Below are 17958 nucleotides of genomic sequence, written 5' to 3' on the forward strand. Positions count from 1 at the left end.
AGCCTCACCGAACAAACCTTGTAGGTCTAGTTCGCATTTCCATCGTCGAGCGTAAGCTGAGCTGATGCTCGATGTTCGCCGACTGAAGCTCTTGCGCGAACTAGCGCTGCGCGGAACCATCGTTGCCGTTGCCGAGGCGCTGTCGTTCAGTCCCTCCGCGGTGTCGCAGCAGTTGGCCGTCCTCGAACGTGAAGCCGGCGTGCCGCTGCTGGAACGAACAGGCCGTCGCGTCCGACTCACACCCGCCGGTGAGAACCTCGCACGTCATGCCGAAGCCATCCTGCAACGCCTGGAGCAGGCGTCAGGTGAATTGGTCGACGCACGTCGTGGACTGGCGGGGCCGCTGCGCATCGGAACGTTCCCGACCGCGGCACGGGCGATCCTCCCGGCGGCATTGATCGCCCTGTCTCGCGAGCATCCCGGGTTGGAACCGATGGTTTCGGAGATCGACCCGGCGGACGTCGCCGACGACCTACGAGCTGGGACTCTGGACTTGGCGTTGATTCACGACTACGACTTCGTCCCTCGCCCCACCGAACCGGGCCTGACGACATTGCCGCTCTGCAGCGAAGCCGTGTACCTCGCATCGAGTGACATCGAGTCAGATCCCCACGACGCTGTCGCATCGCTGACCGACTGCGTAGAACGTCCCTGGATTACCGCAATTCCCGGAACTGCTTGTCATGCAATGACTATTCGCGCATGCCGGGCAGCTGGATTCACCCCGAAAGTGCGACACCACATCGACGAGTTCGCCACCGTTCTCGCCCTCGTCGCTGCGGGACAGGGTGTTTCGCTGGTTCCTGAACTCGGAGCAATCCATCCGCCGCTAGGTGTGCGCCTGACGCCGATGCCCATTCGACGAAGGACCAAGATTGCACACCGAGCGGGCTCCGACGCTCACCCGGCGGTCGCAACCGTGACAAACGCGCTTCGCTCGGCCGTCCCGCAACTGCTGGACGCCGAGCAATAGCGACACCTACATGTCGAGCCCGAGGTCGAGGACCGTCACCGAGTGCGTCAAGGCACCGACAGCGAGGTAGTCGACGCCGGTTCGGGCGTACTCTGCGGCAACGTCGATGGTGAGACCACCGGATGACTCGAGTTTGGTTTCTGGAGCAACAGCGTCTCGGCGCTGGACCGCGATCTGCGTCTGCCACAGCGGGAAGTTGTCCAGCAGAACAAGTTCCACGTTCTCCGCCAGCACCTGATCGAGCTGAGTGAGGTTGTCGACCTCAACTTCGCACTCGATGTCCGGGGCGAGCTCACGGACCGCACGAAGTGCTGCGACCACCGAACCGGCAGCAGCAACATGGTTGTCCTTGATCAACGCCGCGTCGCCCAATCCCATACGGTGGTTGACGCCTCCGCCCACGTGGACTGCATATTTCTGCAGAGAACGCAGTCCGGGCAGCGTCTTTCGGCTGTCCCGCACTTTGGCATGAGTGCCGGCAATGGCGTCGACCCACTGTGATGTCGCCGTGGCGATTCCCGAGAGATGGCAGACGAGGTTGAGCATCGTGCGCTCTGCCGTGAGAAGTCCGCGGGTAAGCGCGACAACGGTGAGCACCGATTGACCTGGCGCAACCCGAGTTCCGTCGGCCACCCGATCAACGACCTCGTAGTTACCCGCGCCGATCACCTCGTCGAGAACAAGCAGTCCGACGTCGATGCCGGCGACAGTACCCGAGGAGCGTGAGACGACCGACGCCTTCGCGACCGCATCGGCGGGAACCGTTGCGGTAGAAGTGATGTCGGGTCCATAGCGCAGATCCTCGTCCAGAGCGAGCCTGACCAATGTGAGCAGCTCGTCACGGTCGAGCGGCGCGGGCAGGATCTTCTGCTCGGTCATCAATGAACTCCTGTCAACAACATGTCGGGTATTTCGAGCGCTCCATCGGCACCCATCTTGATCCGAGTGCTGCGACGCTGATTCGGATCTGTTTCAGGATAGTCGGTGCGGGTATGGCAGCCACGGCTCTCGGTTCGCGCCACGGCCACGTCGACCAATGCAGTCGCGGTCAACGTGAGCGCCGCGTCTTCGAGGTCCGGAGCAGCCACCGCCACTGTCTGTTCGGCGTCGGCAAGCGCGGCTCGCGCAATCTGGAGACCGCCTCCGTCGCGAACCACTGACGCGTGTGCCGTCATGACGGACTGCACGGTCTCTCGCGGCAGGATCGTCATCGGCTTGCGCACCACGTTGACCACTTCGGCATGAACCTCGCGACGCTCGGCAGCTGCGATTCCTGCACGCTCCCCGACTACCAAACCCTCGAGAAGGCTGTTGGACGCAAGACGATTCGCGCCGTGCAATCCCGTGCGAGCCACTTCGCCTGCTGCGTAGAGACCAGGCACTCCCGTTCGTCCATGGACGTCGGTGGCGACTCCGCCGCACGAATAGTGCGCGGCCGGAGCGACCGGAATTAATTGGGTGCGTGGATCGATGCCCGCTTCGAGGCAGGACGCCGTGATGGTCGGGAATCTCGAATCGAAACCGTCGAGCTTGCGAGCGTCGAGATAGACGTGATCAGTGCCGAGATCGCGTAGGCGTGCTGCGATTGCCCTCGAGACCACGTCACGCGGGGCGAGATCACCCAGCGGATGAACACCTGCGGTGACCGAATCACCGTTGGTGTCGACAAGAATCGCGCCCTCGCCGCGGACCGCCTCACTGATCAGGGGTCGGCGGCCTACCCCGCCCGGAGTGAAGAGCACCGTCGGATGGAACTGAACGAACTCCAGGTCCGCAATCGCCGCACCGGCTTCGAGTGCCAACGCGATTCCGTCGGCAGTCGCTCCGGGCGGATTTGTGCTGCAGGCATACAGCTGACCGAGTCCGCCGGTAGCGAGCAGCACCGCGGGCGCATGGATCACTCCGAGGCCTTCCGGCGAGGAGACGATGAGTCCGCACACCCCACGCCGGTTGGTCACCACCTGGACTGCCGCTGCACCGAACAGAACGGGGAGCCCGGCAGCATTGAGAGCCCGCTGCACTTCCGCGCCAGTGGCGTCGCCGCCGGCATGGATGATCCGACGCGTGCTGTGCCCACCCTCGCGGGTGCGCGACACCTCGCCGTCTCGCCCGCGATCGAAGACCGCTCCCAACGCGGCCAGCGCAGCAACAGCGTCGTGACCAGCTTCGACGATGGAATAGACAGCTTCCTCGTCGCACAAACCGACGCCGGCCTCACACGTATCCGAAACGTGCGACTCGACGGAATCGGTATTCAGATCGTCGACGACCGCGATGCCGCCCTGCGCGTACTGAGTCGCGGTGTCCGTCGGACCGCCCTTGCTGACCGTGAGTACTTTCAGTCCCCGCAGAGAAGCGGTGCGCGCAGCGGTGAGGCCCGCGACACCGCCTCCCACGACGACCAGGTCGGCATGAGCCTCCCAGGCGAAACGCCCGGCAGGGCTGGTCACTCGCCGCCGCCCGGATTACCGATCTCGATCATGCGCTGCACCGACTTCTGTGCACGCTTGGCCATCTCGAGATCGACGTGGACCTCGTCCTTGCCCTCGAGAAGGCAGCGAAGCAACGCGGCAGGCGTGATCATCTTCATGTACGGGCACGACGCGCGGTCGTTGACGGCCTGGAAATCGACGTCGGGCGCTGCCTTGCGCAACTGGTGCAGCATCCCGATCTCGGTCGCGACCAGAACCTGCTTGCTCTTGGTGACGCGGGCAGCGTCGAGCATTCCGCCGGTGGAGAGAATCTTGACCTTGTCCGCGGGGACCGCGCCTTCACCGGCTAGGTACAGAGCCGAAGTAGCGCAACCACATTCAGGGTGCACGAACAGCTCGGCGTCTGGGTGCGACTTGGACTTGGCCGTTAGCTCGTCACCGTTGATGCCGGCGTGCACGTGGCACTCACCGGCCCAGATCTGCATGTTGGTACGGCCCGTCACGCGCTTGACGTGAGCTCCCAGGAACTGGTCCGGCAGGAACAGAACCTCGCGGTCGGGATCGATCGAGTTGACCACGTCGACGGCATTGGACGAGGTGCAGCAGATGTCGGTGAGACCCTTCACCTCTGCGGTTGTGTTCACGTACGACACCACCAGCGCGTTCGGGTTGTCGGCCTTCCACTCACGAAGCTGCTCGGCATTGATCGAGTCGGCCAGAGAGCAGCCGGCTCTCTCGTCCGGGATCAGCACGGTCTTGGACGGCGACAGGATCTTCGCGGTCTCGGCCATGAAGTGCACACCGCAGAAGACAATCGTGTCCTCGGGCGCCTCGGCAGCGATTCGCGACAGCGCCAGGGAGTCACCGACATGATCGGCGACGTCCTGAATCGCAGGCAGCTGGTAGTTGTGCGCAAGAATCGTCGCGCCGCGTTCGCGAGCCAGACGTTTGATCTCAGCGGCCCACTCGGGGGTCGCTTCGACTCCGTTGTATCCGCCGGGGCCGTCGTGAATCTGCGAGGCCGATCCCTCCCATAACGTCGTGGTCGTCATGGCGTTCTCCTTCACCGTGAACCCGGGCTCGTCACCCAGTTCAAATCCGGACGGGCTGGCCCGGATTTGCGTATTCGAGGTTTTCGACTTAGGATCGAAAACGTGCCCAATAGTAACACCACCCACGAAGTGCTTGCAGCGGTGTTCCAAGTTCGCACCTTCCCCGCAAGCATCGCCGCAGGTGACGGCGATCACTGCCCGCAAGGGCGTGAAGAGTTGGCCGTACTGCTGTGGCAGCGTGCACTCAACCCACAGAAGGGCACGTGGTCCCTGCCCGGGGGCACTTTGCGCGACGACGAGGACCTGACGACCTCCGCTCGACGACTCCTCGCCGAGAAGGTCGACCTACGAAAGGTCGCCCACCTCGAACAGCTCTCCGTCTTCAGTGATCCACAGCGCGTGCCGGGTCCGCGCCGCATCGCGTCGACCTTCCTCGGACTCGTTCCCCTCAGCGCCGACCCACAACTGCCACCGGACACAGCCTGGCACCCCGTTTCGAAGTTGCCGGAGATGTCGTTCGACCACGGAACCGTCGTACGGCACGCGCGCAATCGACTTGCCGCGAAACTCTCGTACACCAACATCGCATTCGGGCTGGCCCCGGAAGAGTTCGCGATGTCGACACTGCGCGAAATCTACTGCGCTGCCCTCGGTTACCAGGTCGATGCCACCAACTTGCAACGCGTGCTGGGGCGTCGAGGCGTTCTGACTCCCACCGGCAACACCGCACCGTCCGGCAAGTCGGGTGGACGTCCACCCGCCCTGTACCGTTTCACCGACTCCACCTTGCGGGTCACCGACGAATTCGCCGCACTACGGCCGCCAAGCTGACACCGATCGCACTGTCAGGCAACAGCTTCGAGACTTCCGCGCTGCAACCACACCGAGGTCACGGCGCCGGCCGGATCGATGACCCGGTTGATTACACCGAACCGAGTCGTCACCCGATCGAGAATCCGATCGGCCTGCCAACGATCCGTCGGATCGGCGACAATCGCAAAGAAGCGATGGGCAGGTTTTCCCGCCATGACGCGAACCAATTCGGTGACCGTCCGCGCCGTGACTGCCACGCTCCAACCAGCGTCGAGAAACTCGGCGGCCGTGCGCGCACCGTGCTCGAATCCGATGTCCGTGACAAGTACAACTCCCCTGTTGGGGGCGATCTCTGAAACACTCATTGCCGAACCTCCACTCGGAATCAAACTTCTTGACTCCTATGTAAGTCCGCAATCTTGTGCTTCCCTTGTGCTGGTTCTGTGAGAACTCTGGGGAATTGCGCGCCCCACCTCAGACTGCCCTGGAAAGGCCCGCCCAGAAGACCGTCGAGGCCGCGTTCACCACCTCGCCCACCGGCACGTCGCCCAACATTCCGCCCGCAGCAAGCGTCGCGACGCCGTGGAACGTCGCAAAGGCAACCAGCGCAATACTTTCCGGATCACCGGCGGCAATGTCACCTGCGGCCTGAGCTTCCGAAACGAGCCGGACGGTCAGGTCCATCGTCGCGTGCCCCGCGTTGACGACAGTTTCGGCGGCGCCCGGCGCATGCTTGTTGCTGTACATCAGAGAGAGCAGGCCCGGATGCTCCAGCGCAAAATCCACGTAGGCATTGGCGAGCGAGGAGAACCGGGCCCTCGCGGTCGGTGGAGCATCCGCGACTGCCCGCTCGAGCGCACCGGTCATCCGATGGAATCCACTTTCGGCCAAGGCATCGAGCAAAGCCTGGCGATCACGAAAGTGCTTGCCCGGAGCCGCGTGGCTCACGCCCGCCTCACGCGCGAGTTGCCTCAGCGACAACTTGTCGACGCCATCTCGTTCGAGTGTTGCTTCGGCCGACGCCAGGAGTTCCTGTCGCAGGCTGCCGTGATGATACGGCTGTTCGTGGGCGGGCATGGTGGCACCATATCAAAATGTTGTCATTGACAACTATGGTGTCAGTGCCTACATTTGGGATCACCCGAACCGAAGGAGCCACCATGGCCATCGAAGTAGCCGGAACCACCGTCCTCATCACCGGAGCCAGCGCTGGGCTCGGAGTGGAATTCGCTCATCGCTTTGCCGCTCGCGGCGCAAACCTGGTTCTGGTCGCCAGGCGGGCCGACCGCCTCGAGGCACTCGCCACCGAACTCCGTGGCGCCCACGGCATCATCGTGACAGTCCTGCCCGCCGACCTGGCCGCACCCGGCGTCGGTGCATCGCTGCACCAGGAGCTGACAAACCGTGGCATCACCGTCGACTCGCTGATCAACAACGCCGGATTCGGAACACACGGGGCATTCGTGGACGAAGATCTCGAGCGCGTCACGTCCGAGATTCAGCTCAACATCGCCACGCTGGTCGAGCTGACACACACATTCCTGCCCGACCTTCTCACCGGCCGCGGAGCACTGGTCAACATCGCCAGCACAGCGTCGTTCCAGCCGACACCGGGCATGGCCGTCTACGGCGCATCCAAGGCGTTTGTACTCAACTTCACCGAAGCACTCTGGGCCGAAGCTCGCGGCAGCGGATTGACTGTATTGGCGGTGTGCCCCGGTCCGACGCGCACCGAGTTCTTCGACGTAGTCGGCTCCGAAGACGCGGCGGTCGGGCGAATGCAGACGGCAACTCAGGTGGTGGACACCGCTTTCCGAGCACTGGATCGACGCTACGCGCCGCCGACCGTCGTATCGGGACTGCCGAACTGGGTGTCCTCGATCAGCACTCGCTTCGCAACCCGCCGGTTGGGCGCGCTGATTTCCGGGCGACTGTTGGGTGACGTGCGAATGAAAGCCGAAACCAAGCGCTCGTCGACCTCGCCGGCCTAGCGACGCAACAGTTACGGAAGTTTCGGCTGGCTCTCGACTTCGGTCTGTTCGGTGTCGGTGGCCGGATCCCCAGATTCCGGATCCCCGGATTCCGGGTGGTCCCCCACCCCGAGGTCGTCGTACGGATTGAGCACTGCAAGAACCAATGTCACGACGCACGCCGCGAGCGGCTGAAACAGAAGCACGAGCAAAGTTCCGACGTTCGGGGCCCGCGCGATGATCTCCCCGACCGCCGGATTGTCGGCCGTAGGGAAACGCAGTTTTGTCACGCCCGAACCCACGAGTGCCATCAGTCCGGCACCTGCCACTGAACCGACTATCAACCCGCCCAGGGCATAAGGACCTCGACTCAGGCGTGCCAACCAGGCCGCCACAGCCGACAGCACACCGACGATCAGTGCCAGCCAGATGAACACGGCGCTCGCGTCGAACTGATGAAGGCTCTCACCCGTCAACGCGACGCCGCGCCCCTCGGACACCACCAACAGGTGCTCGGCCGGAGCCAAGAACGCCCACAGCACACCGACGAGCACGCTCACGCCCGCAATGGTTGCGGCGATCACGATCGCGGTGCGCAGACGAGTCTGCCGAAGAGAGATCACACAGAGTGACGCTACCTGCGGGCGACGTCGATCGAGTCGACGACACCGTGTCGGGAGCATTTCGCCCACCATCCGTCAGGGCTGACCTGAACGATCATGCGGCGCCCGCACTGCTCGCAGAAGCGAGGAGGCTCGAGCCCCATCGACGCCGCAGTCGGCGTCGGATCGTCGACGCCGTCGACGATCCGACGCCCGGTGAACGGGTTGTACCGCTCCTCGGTCACCGGAGTGCTCACAGAGTGTCGTTCAGTGCTTTGATCGGCATCTGCAGATCCACCAACAAATCCAGATCCTTCTCGGCGGGACGTCCGAGGGTCGTCAGATAGTTGCCGACGATCACGGCGTTGATTCCGCCGAGGATGCCCTGCTTGGCACCCAGGTCGCCGAGAGTGATCTCGCGTCCACCTGCGAAGCGCAGGATCGTGCGAGGCAGCGCGAGACGGAAAGCGGCCACGGACTTGAGCGCCTCACTGGCGGGCAGCACGTCCAGATCACCGAACGGCGTACCCGGACGCGGGTTGAGGAAGTTGAGCGGGACCTCGTCCGGCTCCAGTTCAGCCAGGTTGGCCGCGAATTCTGCGCGCTGCTCCAGCGATTCGCCCATGCCGAGGATTCCGCCGCAGCACACTTCCATGCCTGCTTCACGAACCATCCGAAGCGTGTTCCACCGCTCTTCCCACGAGTGCGTGGTCACGACGTTCGGGAAATGCGACTTCGAAGTTTCCAAGTTGTGGTTGTACCGGTGCACACCCATGGCGGCCAGTTGGTCGACCTGCTCCTGGGTGAGCATGCCGAGCGAGCAGGCGATCTGGATGTCGACCTCGTTGCGGATCGCCTCGATGCCTGCGGCAACCTGAGCGAGCAACCGGGCGTCGGGTCCGCGGACGGCGGCCACGATGCAGAACTCGGTAGCGCCCGACTTCGCAGTCTGCTTGGCAGCTTCCACCAAGCTCGGGATGTCCAACCACGCCGCGCGAACCGGCGACTGGAAGAGTCCGGACTGCGAGCAGAAATGGCAGTCCTCAGGGCAGCCGCCCGTCTTCAGGCTGATGATGCCCTCGACCTCGACCTCCGGTCCACACCACTTCATACGCACATCGTGGGCGAGAGCCAGCAGGTCTTCGAGCCTGTCGTCGTCGAGTCGGAGTACGTCGAGCACCTGGCTTTCGGTCAGGCCAACTCCTCTTTCGAGAACTTGCTCGCGCGCCTGGTCGAGGATGTCGACCGTCGCAGGGGCCGTGCTAATCGGGGGCGGGGTCACAGACGTCTCCTTCGAAACCAGCAAAATTGAACACCGTACAAGTTGAACGGTGTTCACGTTAGAGACGTGGTGGAATACTGTCAAAGGCGGGTCCGATCGACATCCGATCGACATCCGATCGCGAGCGGTCCACAGCGGGACGAAACGAGGGGTACAACAAGTGCAGTTGCGACGCGGCGACGTGCTGGACGGCGCCATGGCGATACTCGACGAGTTCGGACTTGCCGACCTCACGATGCGCAGGCTCGCAACGTCACTGGGTGTCCAACCCGGCGCTCTCTACTGGCACTTCCCGAACAAACAGACCTTGCTGGGCGCGGTCGTCGACAAGATCCTCGAAGACCTCGACGCCCCCGTCGACGCAGACACGTGGCAAGAAGCGTATTCCGAACTGGCACACAGACTTCGGTCTGCCCTACTGGCGCACCGCGACGGCGCCGAGTTGGTCAGCGCCACCTTCGCCTCGCGGATGACGAACAGCAAGGTGCGCGAGCATTTCGTACAAGCCGGGCAAGAATCCGGTCTCTCACGCGAGCACGCCCAACTCGCGGCGTACGCCCTGCTGTATTACGTACTCGGCCATACCGTGGACGAGCAGTCCCGAGCGCAGATGGAAGAAATGGGGGCACTGACCAGAGCACCCATTTCCCCCGACTCCCCCGAGGTGATCGGCGGCGGTTCCGACGAGGACCTCCTCGACGGCGATCCGACAGTGCGCTTCCAGTTCGGCCTGGACCTGTTCATCGACGGCATTCGCACTCGCCTGAATTCGATCCCCGATTCAACGCCCATCGAATCGGCTCTACGACACTCCTGACAGTCGGAGTACTGCAGTAGTGCCGGCCGCGACAATCACCACGACCACCAACGGCGCCTTGAACCAGGCGCAGATGCCTCCGGCCACCACGCCGAGCATCCGCGCCGGCCCCGCAACGTCATGCCCGGTGAAGACCGTCGATGTCACAACCACTGCGAGCAGCAGCACCACGACAGCACGATCGAGGGTTTTCTCGGCGAAGCCGGAGAGCTTCACCCGAGCGCGGAGCAGAACGCCACTTGCCCGCAAAGCGTAAGAACCGCAAGCGAACACGACGATACCGATCCAGACCGACGCGGTATTCATCGAACCTTCTCCCGGAACGGTATCGTCACCGCGATACTCAGCAGCGCAACGAGCGGAGCGGTACCCGACGGCAGGAACGGCGACGTGGCCACCGCGACTGCTGCACCGATCAGGGCGGCAAGCAGCGTCACCTTTTCCTTCAGCGCAGGCAAGACAAGGGCCAGAATGACAACCGGAAACGCGGCATCCAATCCCAACGCGCCGGGGTCTCGGACGACTCTGCCGAGCAGCCCGCCCAGGAGAGCTCCGATCGGCCACGACACCGCGATCCCGATCCCACAGAACCAGAAGGCCGCACGCTTCTGCTTCACCGAGCCCTGCGCCATGGCAACCGCGACGCTTTCGTCGTTGACCAGGTGCGCGCCGACCAACTTGCGCCAGCCCGAGCCCCTGCGCCAGCCTGAATCCGTGTGGCGAGCCTCGCCGAGAAAAGATCCCGCTGCCAATCCGTAGGCGAAGTTTCGGGAGTTGATCAGCAAGCCGGCTACAACTGCAGCGACGGCGCCGCCTCCGGCCGCGATGATTCCGATGAACAAGAACTCCGAAGACGCTCCCAGAACGAGTACAGCCAACGCCGAAAGCTGCCACAACGAGAATCCAGCCGATCCTGCCGTCACACCGTAGGACACACCGACGATGGCCACGGAGAGACAGATCAGCACGCTCACCCGAACCGTGTCTCGATCAACTGTTCGCCATAAAGAACGCATGTATTCTATGTTGAACGAAGTGACACCGTTCGTCAAGTAGAACGATCGATCGGAGAATCGAACGATGCCCAGTAATGAAACGGATACAGCGGAGACTCCTCAGAAACTGGTCGCCGTCGCACTCAAACGCGAACGTGCCCGAGCAGGCTTGAGCCTTTCGGAGGTCGCCCGGCGCGCCGATATCGCCAAGTCCACACTCTCCCAACTCGAATCCGGACTCGGAAATCCGAGCCTCGAAACACTGTGGGCACTCGGAAACGCATTGGGCGTGCCGTTCTCACAACTCGTCGACTCTCAGGCACAGACCGTTCAGTTGATTCGAGCCGGAGAAGGTCCCGCGATTGCGTCGGCAAACGCGTCGTACATCGCGACGCTCTTGGCGCCGAGCCCACCGAACGCACGACGCGATCTGTATCGGATAGTCGCCGAACCGGGCGAGCCGCGTATTTCCACTCCGCATGCACGCGGCACCACCGAACACGTCGTGATCGGCACCGGACGGGCGGAGGTCGGGCCCACTGCAAATCCGATCGAACTCGGACCGGGCGATTATCTTGCTTATCCCGGCGACGAGGAGCACATCTTTCGGGCGCTCGAACCAGGGACGACAGCGATCTTGGTGTCGGAACACACCTGAGCCGCGATGAGTTTCGCCGCTGCGGGAAGTCTGTATCTGGGAGGTGACGTGGCCAGAGCCTCGATTGCCGACGACAGTAACGACCGACAGCAGGAGGACCCATGTCCGGATCCAGCATCAGCAGCATTTTGCTCTCGAGCACCGACCCCGAACGCTTGCGCGACTGGTACGCCGAGGCGTTCGCCCCGAAGGTCGACCGGACTCCCGGCGAACCCGGCTACGACGTGCTCGACTTCAACGGTTTCTACGTGATGCTCGACAGACGCGACGACGTCGGCGAGACCAACCCCCAGCCGGGTCGCATGTTCCTCAACGTCGAAACCGACGACGCCCGGTCGATCGCACAGCGCATCGATACGCTCGGCGGAAACTGGCACGCTCCACTCGAAGACCGCGGGGGCAGTTTGTTCGCCACTGCGATCGACCCCGACGGAAACTACGTTCAGATCATCGAGTTCAGCGAGGAAGCCAGGGCCGAGATGGAATCCGGAATGACGGATTCCCAAACCACCTAGTCCGGCAACCGCTGGGAACGGAGATAGTCATGCTTACAGACACGAAAGCATTCAGCGGATTTTCGGTGACAGACATCGACTCTGCAAAGAAGTTCTACGGCGAAACACTCGGGTTGAAGGTAACCGACGGAGACATGGGACTGATTCGCCTACATCTTGCCGGCGGAACCGAGATCCTCGTTTATCCGAAGCCGAATCACGAAGCGGCGACCTACACGATTCTCAACTTCGTCGTCGACGACATCGACACAACCGTCGACCAACTGACCGCACGTGGCGTGGAGTTTCTCAAATACGACGGATTCCCCCAGGATGCGCGAGGCATCATGCGTGGCAACGGCCCCGACATCGCGTGGTTCACCGATCCCGCCGGCAATGTTCTGTCGGTGATCAAGGAGTCCTGACGCGCTTAACCGCTGAACAGCCGCGACTGCCGCTGTTCAGCGGTGTCGGTGTTGGAGCGTTCTGCTGCCGCAGTTTCACGCTCGGCAGCCAGTTGCTCGGCGCTTTTTGCGTCGACAACGGGCTCCGACGCGCTGAGGTCGGAAAACAAGCCACTGCTCGATTCGTTCACATGCCACCCTTTTGCCTGGTCATCGTTGCCGCGCGCAGATAAACCTGCGTTAGAGATCGGTCGATGGCTACTCAATTACTGCCGCCCGTACGGCGCCGACAAGACGCCGATGACTCAGCAGTTCTTCACCCAGTGTTGCACGCCTGTGTTTTCCACGAGAAATTCGGTCCAGACGGGTTGTCATCGCCCGCACGGCGGAGCAATGTGAAAGATGAGCGCGGAGCAGGTCGGCAGCACTTTCGTCGGACACCTGGCCCCTCAATTCACCGCACAATTTTTGGAGGAATCATGTTGGGAATTGCTTTGGGCCTCGGCAGCGCCGCTGTCGGAATCGGCCTCGGACTGCTCGGCGCAGGAGCGGGAATTCTGCTGAGCGACAAGACCGTCAAAACCGCACGACGTGAACTCACCGCCTGACGAGGGCGAGCGCACTGAATTTTTGGGCACTCGGGTCGGTATTCGGGTGAACGCCGCGATGCGACACCCCGCGCAGTGGGTGTTCGCACGGGCCGCGCATCGACGTGGCGTGCATACCGGCGTAGATGTTCCGACGAGCGCGCAGGACGTGCTCGACCGGTTGACGGCACTCCGAATAAGTACGTGGAGTTACGGATTCGACCACAAGTCGGTCCGTCACCTGGGTCCGATGGCGCAAGACTTTGCGGCGATTTTCGGCTTGGGATCCAACGCCCGCCGGATCTCCGCCGTCGACGCGAACGGCGTCTGCATGGCGAGCATCCAAGCGTTGAACCGCAAAATCAGTGCCCTCGAGACAGAAGTCAGCGCGCTCGAGAAGGACGTGAACAGACTGAGACGGGAAACGGGAGACACGAGCACGACTCGGAATGCATTGGAAACAAACAACAATCACATATCCACACCGCTCGACGAATTCGGTGGATCCACCGGTCTGTAGTTTGTTCGGTGTGACCGCCCCTGATTCAGACTCCGACTCAGCGCCCAACGTGATTGCCGCGCTGTTCGACGTGACGTTCGATTCAGTCGGCGACGAACATGTCGAACAGGTACTTGCCGAATTCGGCTTTGGCGCAACGGAGGTCGCGGAGACCGCGGCCCTCATCCGGGCCAGTCGGTCGGAATTTCGGCGACTTCGCCGTCGCGAGAACGAATTGGCGGTTCTCTATTCGAGTGCACGTGAGCTCGCGCAGGTTCGCGACGTGGACACACTGCTGCAGAGGCTGGTCAACCGCGCACACGACATCATGGGCACCGACGTCACGTACCTGTCCGAGTTCGACGTGATCACTCGTGACCTGAATGTTCGAAAGACGGCCGGCGCGGTCTCGCCGGAACTCCAGCATCTGCAAGTTCCTGCCGGCGCGGGACTGGTCAGCGCGATTGCCGAATCTCGAGCAGCCCAATGGGTTCAGAACTACAGCGACTACACGCAGTCGCGCCATGACGAAGTGGTCGATGCCGCGATCGTCGCCGAGGGTCTGGTGGCGATTCTCGGCGTGCCGATGCTCTCCGACGGCCAGATCCTCGGAGTCCTGTTTGCCGCCGACCGCCGGGAACGACGATTTACCGCAGATCAGATCGCCCTGCTCTCGGCGCTGGCTGATCACGCCTCGGTAGTCCTGCAAACCGCACGGGCGCTGGACCGCGCCGAGGAATCCGCCGCCGAGACCGGGCGAGCACTCGACGAGCTGCGCGAGCACGTGTCCGCGCGGGACAAATCGAACATCGTCCACCAGGATCTGATCCACGCCGTTCTCCGCGGCGGTGGCTACGCCCAGGTTGCACGAACCCTCAGCAGCGCACTCGAACGCAGCACCGTCGTCGTCGACAATGAGCTACGCCCTCTCGTCACATCGTCGGGTGAGCAGATCACGACGGTGCCGTTGTCGCTACCTCGCGCCGTGTCCGATGCCATCGACCAGAGTCGCCGCAGTGGCCGATGCACGTTTGTCGCCGATAACAGCGAGACCGTGATCCAACTCGTCAGCGCCGTCACCGCCGGAGAATCGTTCCTCGGGGCCATCTTGCTGAATCGTTCGGACGCGCCGATCGGCCCCGTCGAACTCCGGACCGTGGAACGGGCAGCTCAGGTCACTGCCATCCTCGTGTTGCAACACTCGGCGGCGGCAGCAGCGGACCGGCGTGCACGTGACGAACTGGTCGCCGACTTGCTGAGCACTGCGCCCGAGCGCAGGCGCGATCTCGAACGTAGGACCCGAAACCTCGGCATCTCCCTCGGCGAACTGGACACCGTCCTCGTGGTGTCGGTCGCTCCGGAACTCCGCACCGCCGCGCTCCGCGCAATCGGGCAGTCTCTGCCGGTAGCGGGGTTGGCGGCGCAGCATGCCGGATTGATCGCGGTGGTCTCGCGCTCGGGAAACCCGGCAGCCGCGGCGACGGTCATTCACCGCCAGATCACCGGTTCGGTAGGACCGCACGCAGTAGTCATTGCGCCGGCGACGGCGGAACGCCCCGAAGAGCTCCCGGCGCGCTTCACCTCGGCGCTGCGCACGGCCCGCCTACTCACGGCATTGGGCAAGACCGACGGCGCGGTCACGACGGCGTCATATCTGCCGTACACCGTTCTGTTCGGCGAAAATCCGGAATCACTTCATCAGTTCATCGACGAAGTAATCGGCCCGGTACTCGCGTACGACCGCGACAAGGACACCGATCTCACCGCGACCCTTCGTGCCCTGGTACGCAACGACGGGAGCCCGACCAAGGCTGCCCGCGCACTCAACTATCACCCCAACACCGTCGTTCAGCGTCTCGACCGCATCCGTACGCTCCTCGGTCAATCGTGGCGGGAAGACGAGAACTTTTTCCGGGTGTCCATGGCGACGAGGCTCGACGAACTTCGGGACGTGGGAACCGAAGAGGCCGGAAGCGGCATCAACGACAGCGCCGATGGTGCATGACACTACAATTTCGACCGATCGATGTGTCGTGAGCACGTGGCCTGGCAAGCATCGACCTCCGTACTGTGAAGCGGAGCACAGAACCACTTCAGGAGGACGACCCCACGTGTCTATGAACAACCGGTCCATCAACAGCCGCATCGCCGATTTCCGGTCCTACGACGTCGCCGCACGACGCGCCGAGATCGTCCGCCAGACCGACCTGACCGAGGCAGACATCGCGGTCTACGACGCCGCCGACGGCCTCACCATCGACCAGGCCGATCGCATGGTCGAGAACGTCCTCGGCGTCATCGGCATCCCGGTCGGCGTGGCCACCAACTTCACGATCAACGGCACGGACTACCTGATCCCGCTCGCCACCGAGGAGCCGTCGGTAGTCGCAGCCGCAAGCAACGCTGCTCGCATCGCACGCGGACTCGGCGGCTTTCACGTCTCGAGTACCCCGCCGATCATGCAGGCCCAGATACAACTCGTCGACGTCGTGGATCCGGCAGCTGCCCGAATCCGACTCCTCGAGGCACGTGAAGAAATCATTGCACTCGCCAACGAACAGGACCCGAAGCTGGTCAGTGTCGGCGGTGGCGTGAAGGACATTTCGGTACGCATCGTTTCTTCGGACAAGGCCACCTACGTCGTCCTTCACCTTCACGTCGACGTACGAGATGCCATGGGCGCCAACGCCGTCAACACGATGGCCGAGGCAATCGCGGATCGAGTGGCCGAGATCGGCGGCGGACACGTCGTCCTGCGCATCCTCACCAACAAGGCCGATCTGCGGCTGACACGCGTTCGCGCCGTGTTCGATGCCGAATTGATCGGCGGCGCAGAGGTTGTGGACAACCTGATCCATGCCGCACGCTTGGCGGAGCTGGATCCCTACCGCGCCGCGACGCACAACAAGGGCATCATGAACGGCATCAGCGCCGTGGTGCTGGCGACCGGAAATGACACGCGCGCAGTCGAAGCCGGGTGCCACTCCCATGCAGTCAACGCCGACGGAATCTACTCGTCGCTCTCGCATTTCGAGAAGAATGCCGACGGAAACATCGTCGGCACCCTCGAACTGCCCATGCCGGTCGGCCTCGTCGGCGGGGCCACCAAAGTGCACCCCGTAGCGCAGGCCGCAATCAAGATGCTCGGCGTCGAGAGCGCCGAGGAACTCGCCGGCATCATCCTGGCAGTCGGCCTGGCGCAGAACCTGGCTGCGGTCCGCGTTCTGGCCAGTGAGGGTGTCCAGCGCGGACACATGGGGCTGCACGCCCGCAACATCGCTGCCACCGCCGGAGCGCAGAAGAACGAGATCGACGCCGTGGTGGCACGCCTGATCGCGGACAAGAGCATTCGCGTCGAGCATGCCGAGAAGGTTCTCGCCGAGATCCGCGGCGGAAACTGACGACAATGACCGAAACAGTTGCAGGATCACCGGTGTGGAAGCCGGCGCCTCATCGAGTGCCGGCGCCGGGGCTGCCGACCTCGGTCCGGATCTACGAAGTCGGGCCACGCGACGGACTTCAAGCGGAAACAGCGGTGATCCCGACCGAGACGAAAGCCCAGTTCATCGAACGCCTGGTCGCGGCCGGCTCCCGCACTGTCGAATTGACGAGTTTCGTCTCACCTCGATGGATCCCGCAACTTGCGGACGCGGAAGAATTGATGGGTCGGCTGCACCTGCCGGACTCGGTACGTACGGTCGTTCTTGTCCCGAACCGCAAGGGTCTCGAGCGGGCCGTCGCCGCCGGAGCAAGCGAGGTTGCAGTATTCGTCAGCGCCACAAAGGAATTCGCGAAACGCAACCTCAATTCCACGGTGGACGGCGCGATCGCCGCGGCTGCCGAGGTCACTACGGCCGCCCGAGCCCTGGGACTTCCCGTCCGCGGCTACATCTCCATGTGCTTCGGCGACCCCTGGGAAGGCTCCGTGCCCGTCGAGCGTGTCGCCGACATCGCAAAGACCCTGATCGACAGCGGTGTCACGTCACTCTCACTCGGCGACACCATCGGCGTCGGCACACCTGGCCATGTGCTCGCTTTGCTCGGCGCCCTCCGAGAACGTGGCATCCCCACATCGCAGATCGCCATGCACTTTCACGACACCTACGGCCAGGCGCTGTCGAACGTCTATGCGTCGTTGACCGCTGGGGTATCCGAATTCGACAGTTCCGCAGGTGGTCTCGGACGGTGCCCATATGCCAAGGGCGCGACCGGAAATCTCGCGACCGAGGATCTGGTGTGGATGCTCCACGGCCTCGGGATCGACACCGGCATCGACCTGGATTCGCTCACCGATACAAGCATCTGGATGGCCGAACAGATCGGCCACTCGAGCCCGTCCCGAGTTGTCACCGCCCTCCGCGCAGCACGCACCTGACACCC

General features: G+C 63.2%; 23 protein-coding genes. 12 read left to right on the forward strand and 11 right to left on the reverse strand.

All coding sequences use genetic code 11. From position 1 onward, the window contains the following. The first annotated feature begins 64 nt into the window (after positions 1-64). Positions 65-973: a LysR substrate-binding domain-containing protein gene (locus tag ACBG85_RS16205; RefSeq protein ID WP_058226964.1), complete on the forward strand. Its 909-nt coding sequence runs from the start codon at positions 65-67 to the stop codon at positions 971-973. Positions 974-979: 6 nt separating this feature from the next. Here the strand turns inward: ACBG85_RS16205 and nadC are convergent, their stop codons facing one another. Genes nadC through nadA form a run of 3 tightly spaced genes read right to left on the reverse strand, consistent with a single transcriptional unit; the run spans position 980 to position 4457 of the window. Beyond that, the gene (nadC, locus tag ACBG85_RS16210) at positions 980-1852 is read right to left on the reverse strand and encodes a carboxylating nicotinate-nucleotide diphosphorylase (protein ID WP_372024016.1); all 873 of its coding nucleotides are present in this window, start codon (positions 1850-1852) and stop codon (positions 980-982) included. After that, entirely contained in the window at positions 1852-3423 is a 1572-nt protein-coding gene (locus ACBG85_RS16215) for an L-aspartate oxidase (RefSeq protein ID WP_372024018.1), read from the reverse strand. Before ACBG85_RS16215 ends, nadC begins: the two co-directional genes overlap by 1 nt. Next, positions 3420-4457: a quinolinate synthase NadA gene (nadA, locus tag ACBG85_RS16220; RefSeq protein ID WP_003941702.1), complete on the reverse strand. Its 1038-nt coding sequence runs from the start codon at positions 4455-4457 to the stop codon at positions 3420-3422. Before nadA ends, ACBG85_RS16215 begins: the two co-directional genes overlap by 4 nt. Before the next feature lie 102 nt (positions 4458-4559). Between nadA and ACBG85_RS16225 the strand changes: the two genes are divergently transcribed. Then, on the forward strand, positions 4560-5288 hold the full coding sequence (locus tag ACBG85_RS16225; protein WP_007733069.1) for an NUDIX domain-containing protein: 729 nt from the start codon (positions 4560-4562) through the stop codon (positions 5286-5288). A gap of 14 nt (positions 5289-5302) precedes the next feature. Here ACBG85_RS16225 and ACBG85_RS16230 read toward each other — a convergent pair whose 3' ends face one another. Together ACBG85_RS16230 and ACBG85_RS16235 are read right to left on the reverse strand one after the other, a co-directional pair. After that, entirely contained in the window at positions 5303-5635 is a 333-nt protein-coding gene (locus ACBG85_RS16230) for a hypothetical protein (protein ID WP_003941794.1), read from the reverse strand. A gap of 109 nt (positions 5636-5744) precedes the next feature. Continuing rightward, positions 5745-6347, reverse strand: a complete 603-nt coding sequence (locus tag ACBG85_RS16235; protein ID WP_007733070.1) for a TetR/AcrR family transcriptional regulator — start codon at positions 6345-6347, stop codon at positions 5745-5747. Positions 6348-6430: 83 nt separating this feature from the next. Between ACBG85_RS16235 and ACBG85_RS16240 the strand changes: the two genes are divergently transcribed. Continuing rightward, a complete protein-coding gene (locus ACBG85_RS16240; RefSeq protein ID WP_372024021.1) occupies positions 6431-7261 on the forward strand; it encodes an SDR family NAD(P)-dependent oxidoreductase in 831 nt (276 codons plus the stop codon). An 11-nt stretch (positions 7262-7272) separates the two neighbouring features. Here ACBG85_RS16240 and ACBG85_RS16245 read toward each other — a convergent pair whose 3' ends face one another. From ACBG85_RS16245 to bioB, 3 genes are read right to left on the reverse strand one after another with little or no spacing between them, the layout of a single operon-like run. Next, positions 7273-7863 carry a DUF2567 domain-containing protein gene (locus ACBG85_RS16245; RefSeq protein WP_003941661.1) on the reverse strand — a complete coding sequence of 197 codons (591 nt, stop codon included), beginning with the start codon at positions 7861-7863 and terminating at the stop codon, positions 7273-7275. Between the two features lie 11 nt (positions 7864-7874). Continuing rightward, on the reverse strand, positions 7875-8099 hold the full coding sequence (locus ACBG85_RS16250; protein ID WP_003941741.1) for a hypothetical protein: 225 nt from the start codon (positions 8097-8099) through the stop codon (positions 7875-7877). Then, positions 8096-9109 carry a biotin synthase BioB gene (gene bioB / locus ACBG85_RS16255; protein ID WP_024487821.1) on the reverse strand — a complete coding sequence of 338 codons (1014 nt, stop codon included), beginning with the start codon at positions 9107-9109 and terminating at the stop codon, positions 8096-8098. The genes ACBG85_RS16250 and bioB overlap by 4 nt, the downstream gene beginning before the upstream one ends. A 175-nt stretch (positions 9110-9284) precedes the next feature. Between bioB and ACBG85_RS16260 the strand changes: the two genes are divergently transcribed. After that, positions 9285-9941 (forward strand): TetR/AcrR family transcriptional regulator C-terminal domain-containing protein, encoded by a 657-nt coding sequence (locus ACBG85_RS16260; protein ID WP_007733086.1) that lies wholly within the window; start codon positions 9285-9287, stop codon positions 9939-9941. Here ACBG85_RS16260 and ACBG85_RS16265 read toward each other — a convergent pair. Further along, a complete protein-coding gene (locus ACBG85_RS16265) occupies positions 9927-10247 on the reverse strand; it encodes an AzlD domain-containing protein (RefSeq protein WP_007733089.1) in 321 nt (106 codons plus the stop codon). The two genes, ACBG85_RS16260 and ACBG85_RS16265, sit on opposite strands and share 15 nt — an antisense overlap. Then, positions 10244-10957 carry an AzlC family ABC transporter permease gene (locus ACBG85_RS16270; protein WP_051649715.1) on the reverse strand — a complete coding sequence of 238 codons (714 nt, stop codon included), beginning with the start codon at positions 10955-10957 and terminating at the stop codon, positions 10244-10246. Before ACBG85_RS16270 ends, ACBG85_RS16265 begins: the two co-directional genes overlap by 4 nt. Before the next feature lie 64 nt (positions 10958-11021). Here ACBG85_RS16270 and ACBG85_RS16275 point away from each other — a divergent pair, with 64 nt between their 5' ends. From ACBG85_RS16275 to ACBG85_RS16285, 3 genes are all read left to right on the forward strand, one after another. Next, positions 11022-11594: a helix-turn-helix domain-containing protein gene (locus tag ACBG85_RS16275; RefSeq protein WP_030537098.1), complete on the forward strand. Its 573-nt coding sequence runs from the start codon at positions 11022-11024 to the stop codon at positions 11592-11594. A 101-nt stretch (positions 11595-11695) separates the two neighbouring features. Beyond that, positions 11696-12109 (forward strand): VOC family protein, encoded by a 414-nt coding sequence (locus ACBG85_RS16280; RefSeq protein ID WP_007733099.1) that lies wholly within the window; start codon positions 11696-11698, stop codon positions 12107-12109. A 29-nt stretch (positions 12110-12138) separates the two neighbouring features. Then, entirely contained in the window at positions 12139-12513 is a 375-nt protein-coding gene (locus ACBG85_RS16285; protein WP_030537100.1) for a VOC family protein, read from the forward strand. A 5-nt stretch (positions 12514-12518) separates the two neighbouring features. Here the strand turns inward: ACBG85_RS16285 and ACBG85_RS16290 are convergent, their stop codons facing one another. Continuing rightward, positions 12519-12683, reverse strand: coding sequence for a hypothetical protein (locus tag ACBG85_RS16290; protein ID WP_180279628.1), 165 nt, complete (start codon positions 12681-12683; stop codon positions 12519-12521). A 288-nt stretch (positions 12684-12971) separates the two neighbouring features. Here ACBG85_RS16290 and ACBG85_RS16295 point away from each other — a divergent pair, with 288 nt between their 5' ends. The 5 genes from ACBG85_RS16295 to ACBG85_RS16315 all read left to right on the forward strand — a co-directional run bounded on the left by ACBG85_RS16295 (position 12972) and on the right by ACBG85_RS16315 (position 17953). Continuing rightward, positions 12972-13100, forward strand: a complete 129-nt coding sequence (locus ACBG85_RS16295) for a hypothetical protein (RefSeq protein ID WP_003941742.1) — start codon at positions 12972-12974, stop codon at positions 13098-13100. A 58-nt stretch (positions 13101-13158) separates the two neighbouring features. Further along, complete coding sequence (locus ACBG85_RS16300) at positions 13159-13599, forward strand: tail fiber domain-containing protein (protein WP_007733103.1); 441 nt, start codon at positions 13159-13161, stop codon at positions 13597-13599. A gap of 10 nt (positions 13600-13609) precedes the next feature. Then, complete coding sequence (locus tag ACBG85_RS16305; protein ID WP_372024024.1) at positions 13610-15583, forward strand: helix-turn-helix domain-containing protein; 1974 nt, start codon at positions 13610-13612, stop codon at positions 15581-15583. Between the two features lie 112 nt (positions 15584-15695). Beyond that, a complete protein-coding gene (locus ACBG85_RS16310) occupies positions 15696-16979 on the forward strand; it encodes a hydroxymethylglutaryl-CoA reductase, degradative (RefSeq protein WP_042925108.1) in 1284 nt (427 codons plus the stop codon). A 5-nt stretch (positions 16980-16984) separates the two neighbouring features. Beyond that, complete coding sequence (locus tag ACBG85_RS16315; protein WP_081557965.1) at positions 16985-17953, forward strand: hydroxymethylglutaryl-CoA lyase; 969 nt, start codon at positions 16985-16987, stop codon at positions 17951-17953. The last annotated feature ends 5 nt before the right edge of the window (positions 17954-17958 follow it).

Origin of the sequence: Rhodococcus sp. NyZ502 (assembly GCF_041464245.1) — a bacterium.
Classification (GTDB): domain Bacteria; phylum Actinomycetota; class Actinomycetes; order Mycobacteriales; family Mycobacteriaceae; genus Rhodococcus_F; species Rhodococcus_F qingshengii.

Coding starts and splice junctions, on each gene's coding strand:
- ACBG85_RS16205 (WP_058226964.1), top strand. CDS start 65: ATGCTCGATGTTCGCCGACTGAAGCTCTTGCGCGAACTAGCGCTGCGC.
- nadC (WP_372024016.1), bottom strand. CDS start 1,852: ATGACCGAGCAGAAGATCCTGCCCGCGCCGCTCGACCGTGACGAGCTG.
- nadA (WP_003941702.1), bottom strand. CDS start 4,457: ATGACGACCACGACGTTATGGGAGGGATCGGCCTCGCAGATTCACGAC.
- ACBG85_RS16230 (WP_003941794.1), bottom strand. CDS start 5,635: ATGAGTGTTTCAGAGATCGCCCCCAACAGGGGAGTTGTACTTGTCACG.
- ACBG85_RS16235 (WP_007733070.1), bottom strand. CDS start 6,347: ATGCCCGCCCACGAACAGCCGTATCATCACGGCAGCCTGCGACAGGAA.
- ACBG85_RS16240 (WP_372024021.1), top strand. CDS start 6,431: ATGGCCATCGAAGTAGCCGGAACCACCGTCCTCATCACCGGAGCCAGC.
- ACBG85_RS16265 (WP_007733089.1), bottom strand. CDS start 10,247: ATGAATACCGCGTCGGTCTGGATCGGTATCGTCGTGTTCGCTTGCGGT.
- ACBG85_RS16270 (WP_051649715.1), bottom strand. CDS start 10,957: ATGCGTTCTTTATGGCGAACAGTTGATCGAGACACGGTTCGGGTGAGC.
- ACBG85_RS16275 (WP_030537098.1), top strand. CDS start 11,022: ATGCCCAGTAATGAAACGGATACAGCGGAGACTCCTCAGAAACTGGTC.
- ACBG85_RS16280 (WP_007733099.1), top strand. CDS start 11,696: ATGTCCGGATCCAGCATCAGCAGCATTTTGCTCTCGAGCACCGACCCC.
- ACBG85_RS16285 (WP_030537100.1), top strand. CDS start 12,139: ATGCTTACAGACACGAAAGCATTCAGCGGATTTTCGGTGACAGACATC.
- ACBG85_RS16295 (WP_003941742.1), top strand. CDS start 12,972: ATGTTGGGAATTGCTTTGGGCCTCGGCAGCGCCGCTGTCGGAATCGGC.
- ACBG85_RS16300 (WP_007733103.1), top strand. CDS start 13,159: ATGCGACACCCCGCGCAGTGGGTGTTCGCACGGGCCGCGCATCGACGT.
- ACBG85_RS16310 (WP_042925108.1), top strand. CDS start 15,696: ATGAACAACCGGTCCATCAACAGCCGCATCGCCGATTTCCGGTCCTAC.
- ACBG85_RS16315 (WP_081557965.1), top strand. CDS start 16,985: ATGACCGAAACAGTTGCAGGATCACCGGTGTGGAAGCCGGCGCCTCAT.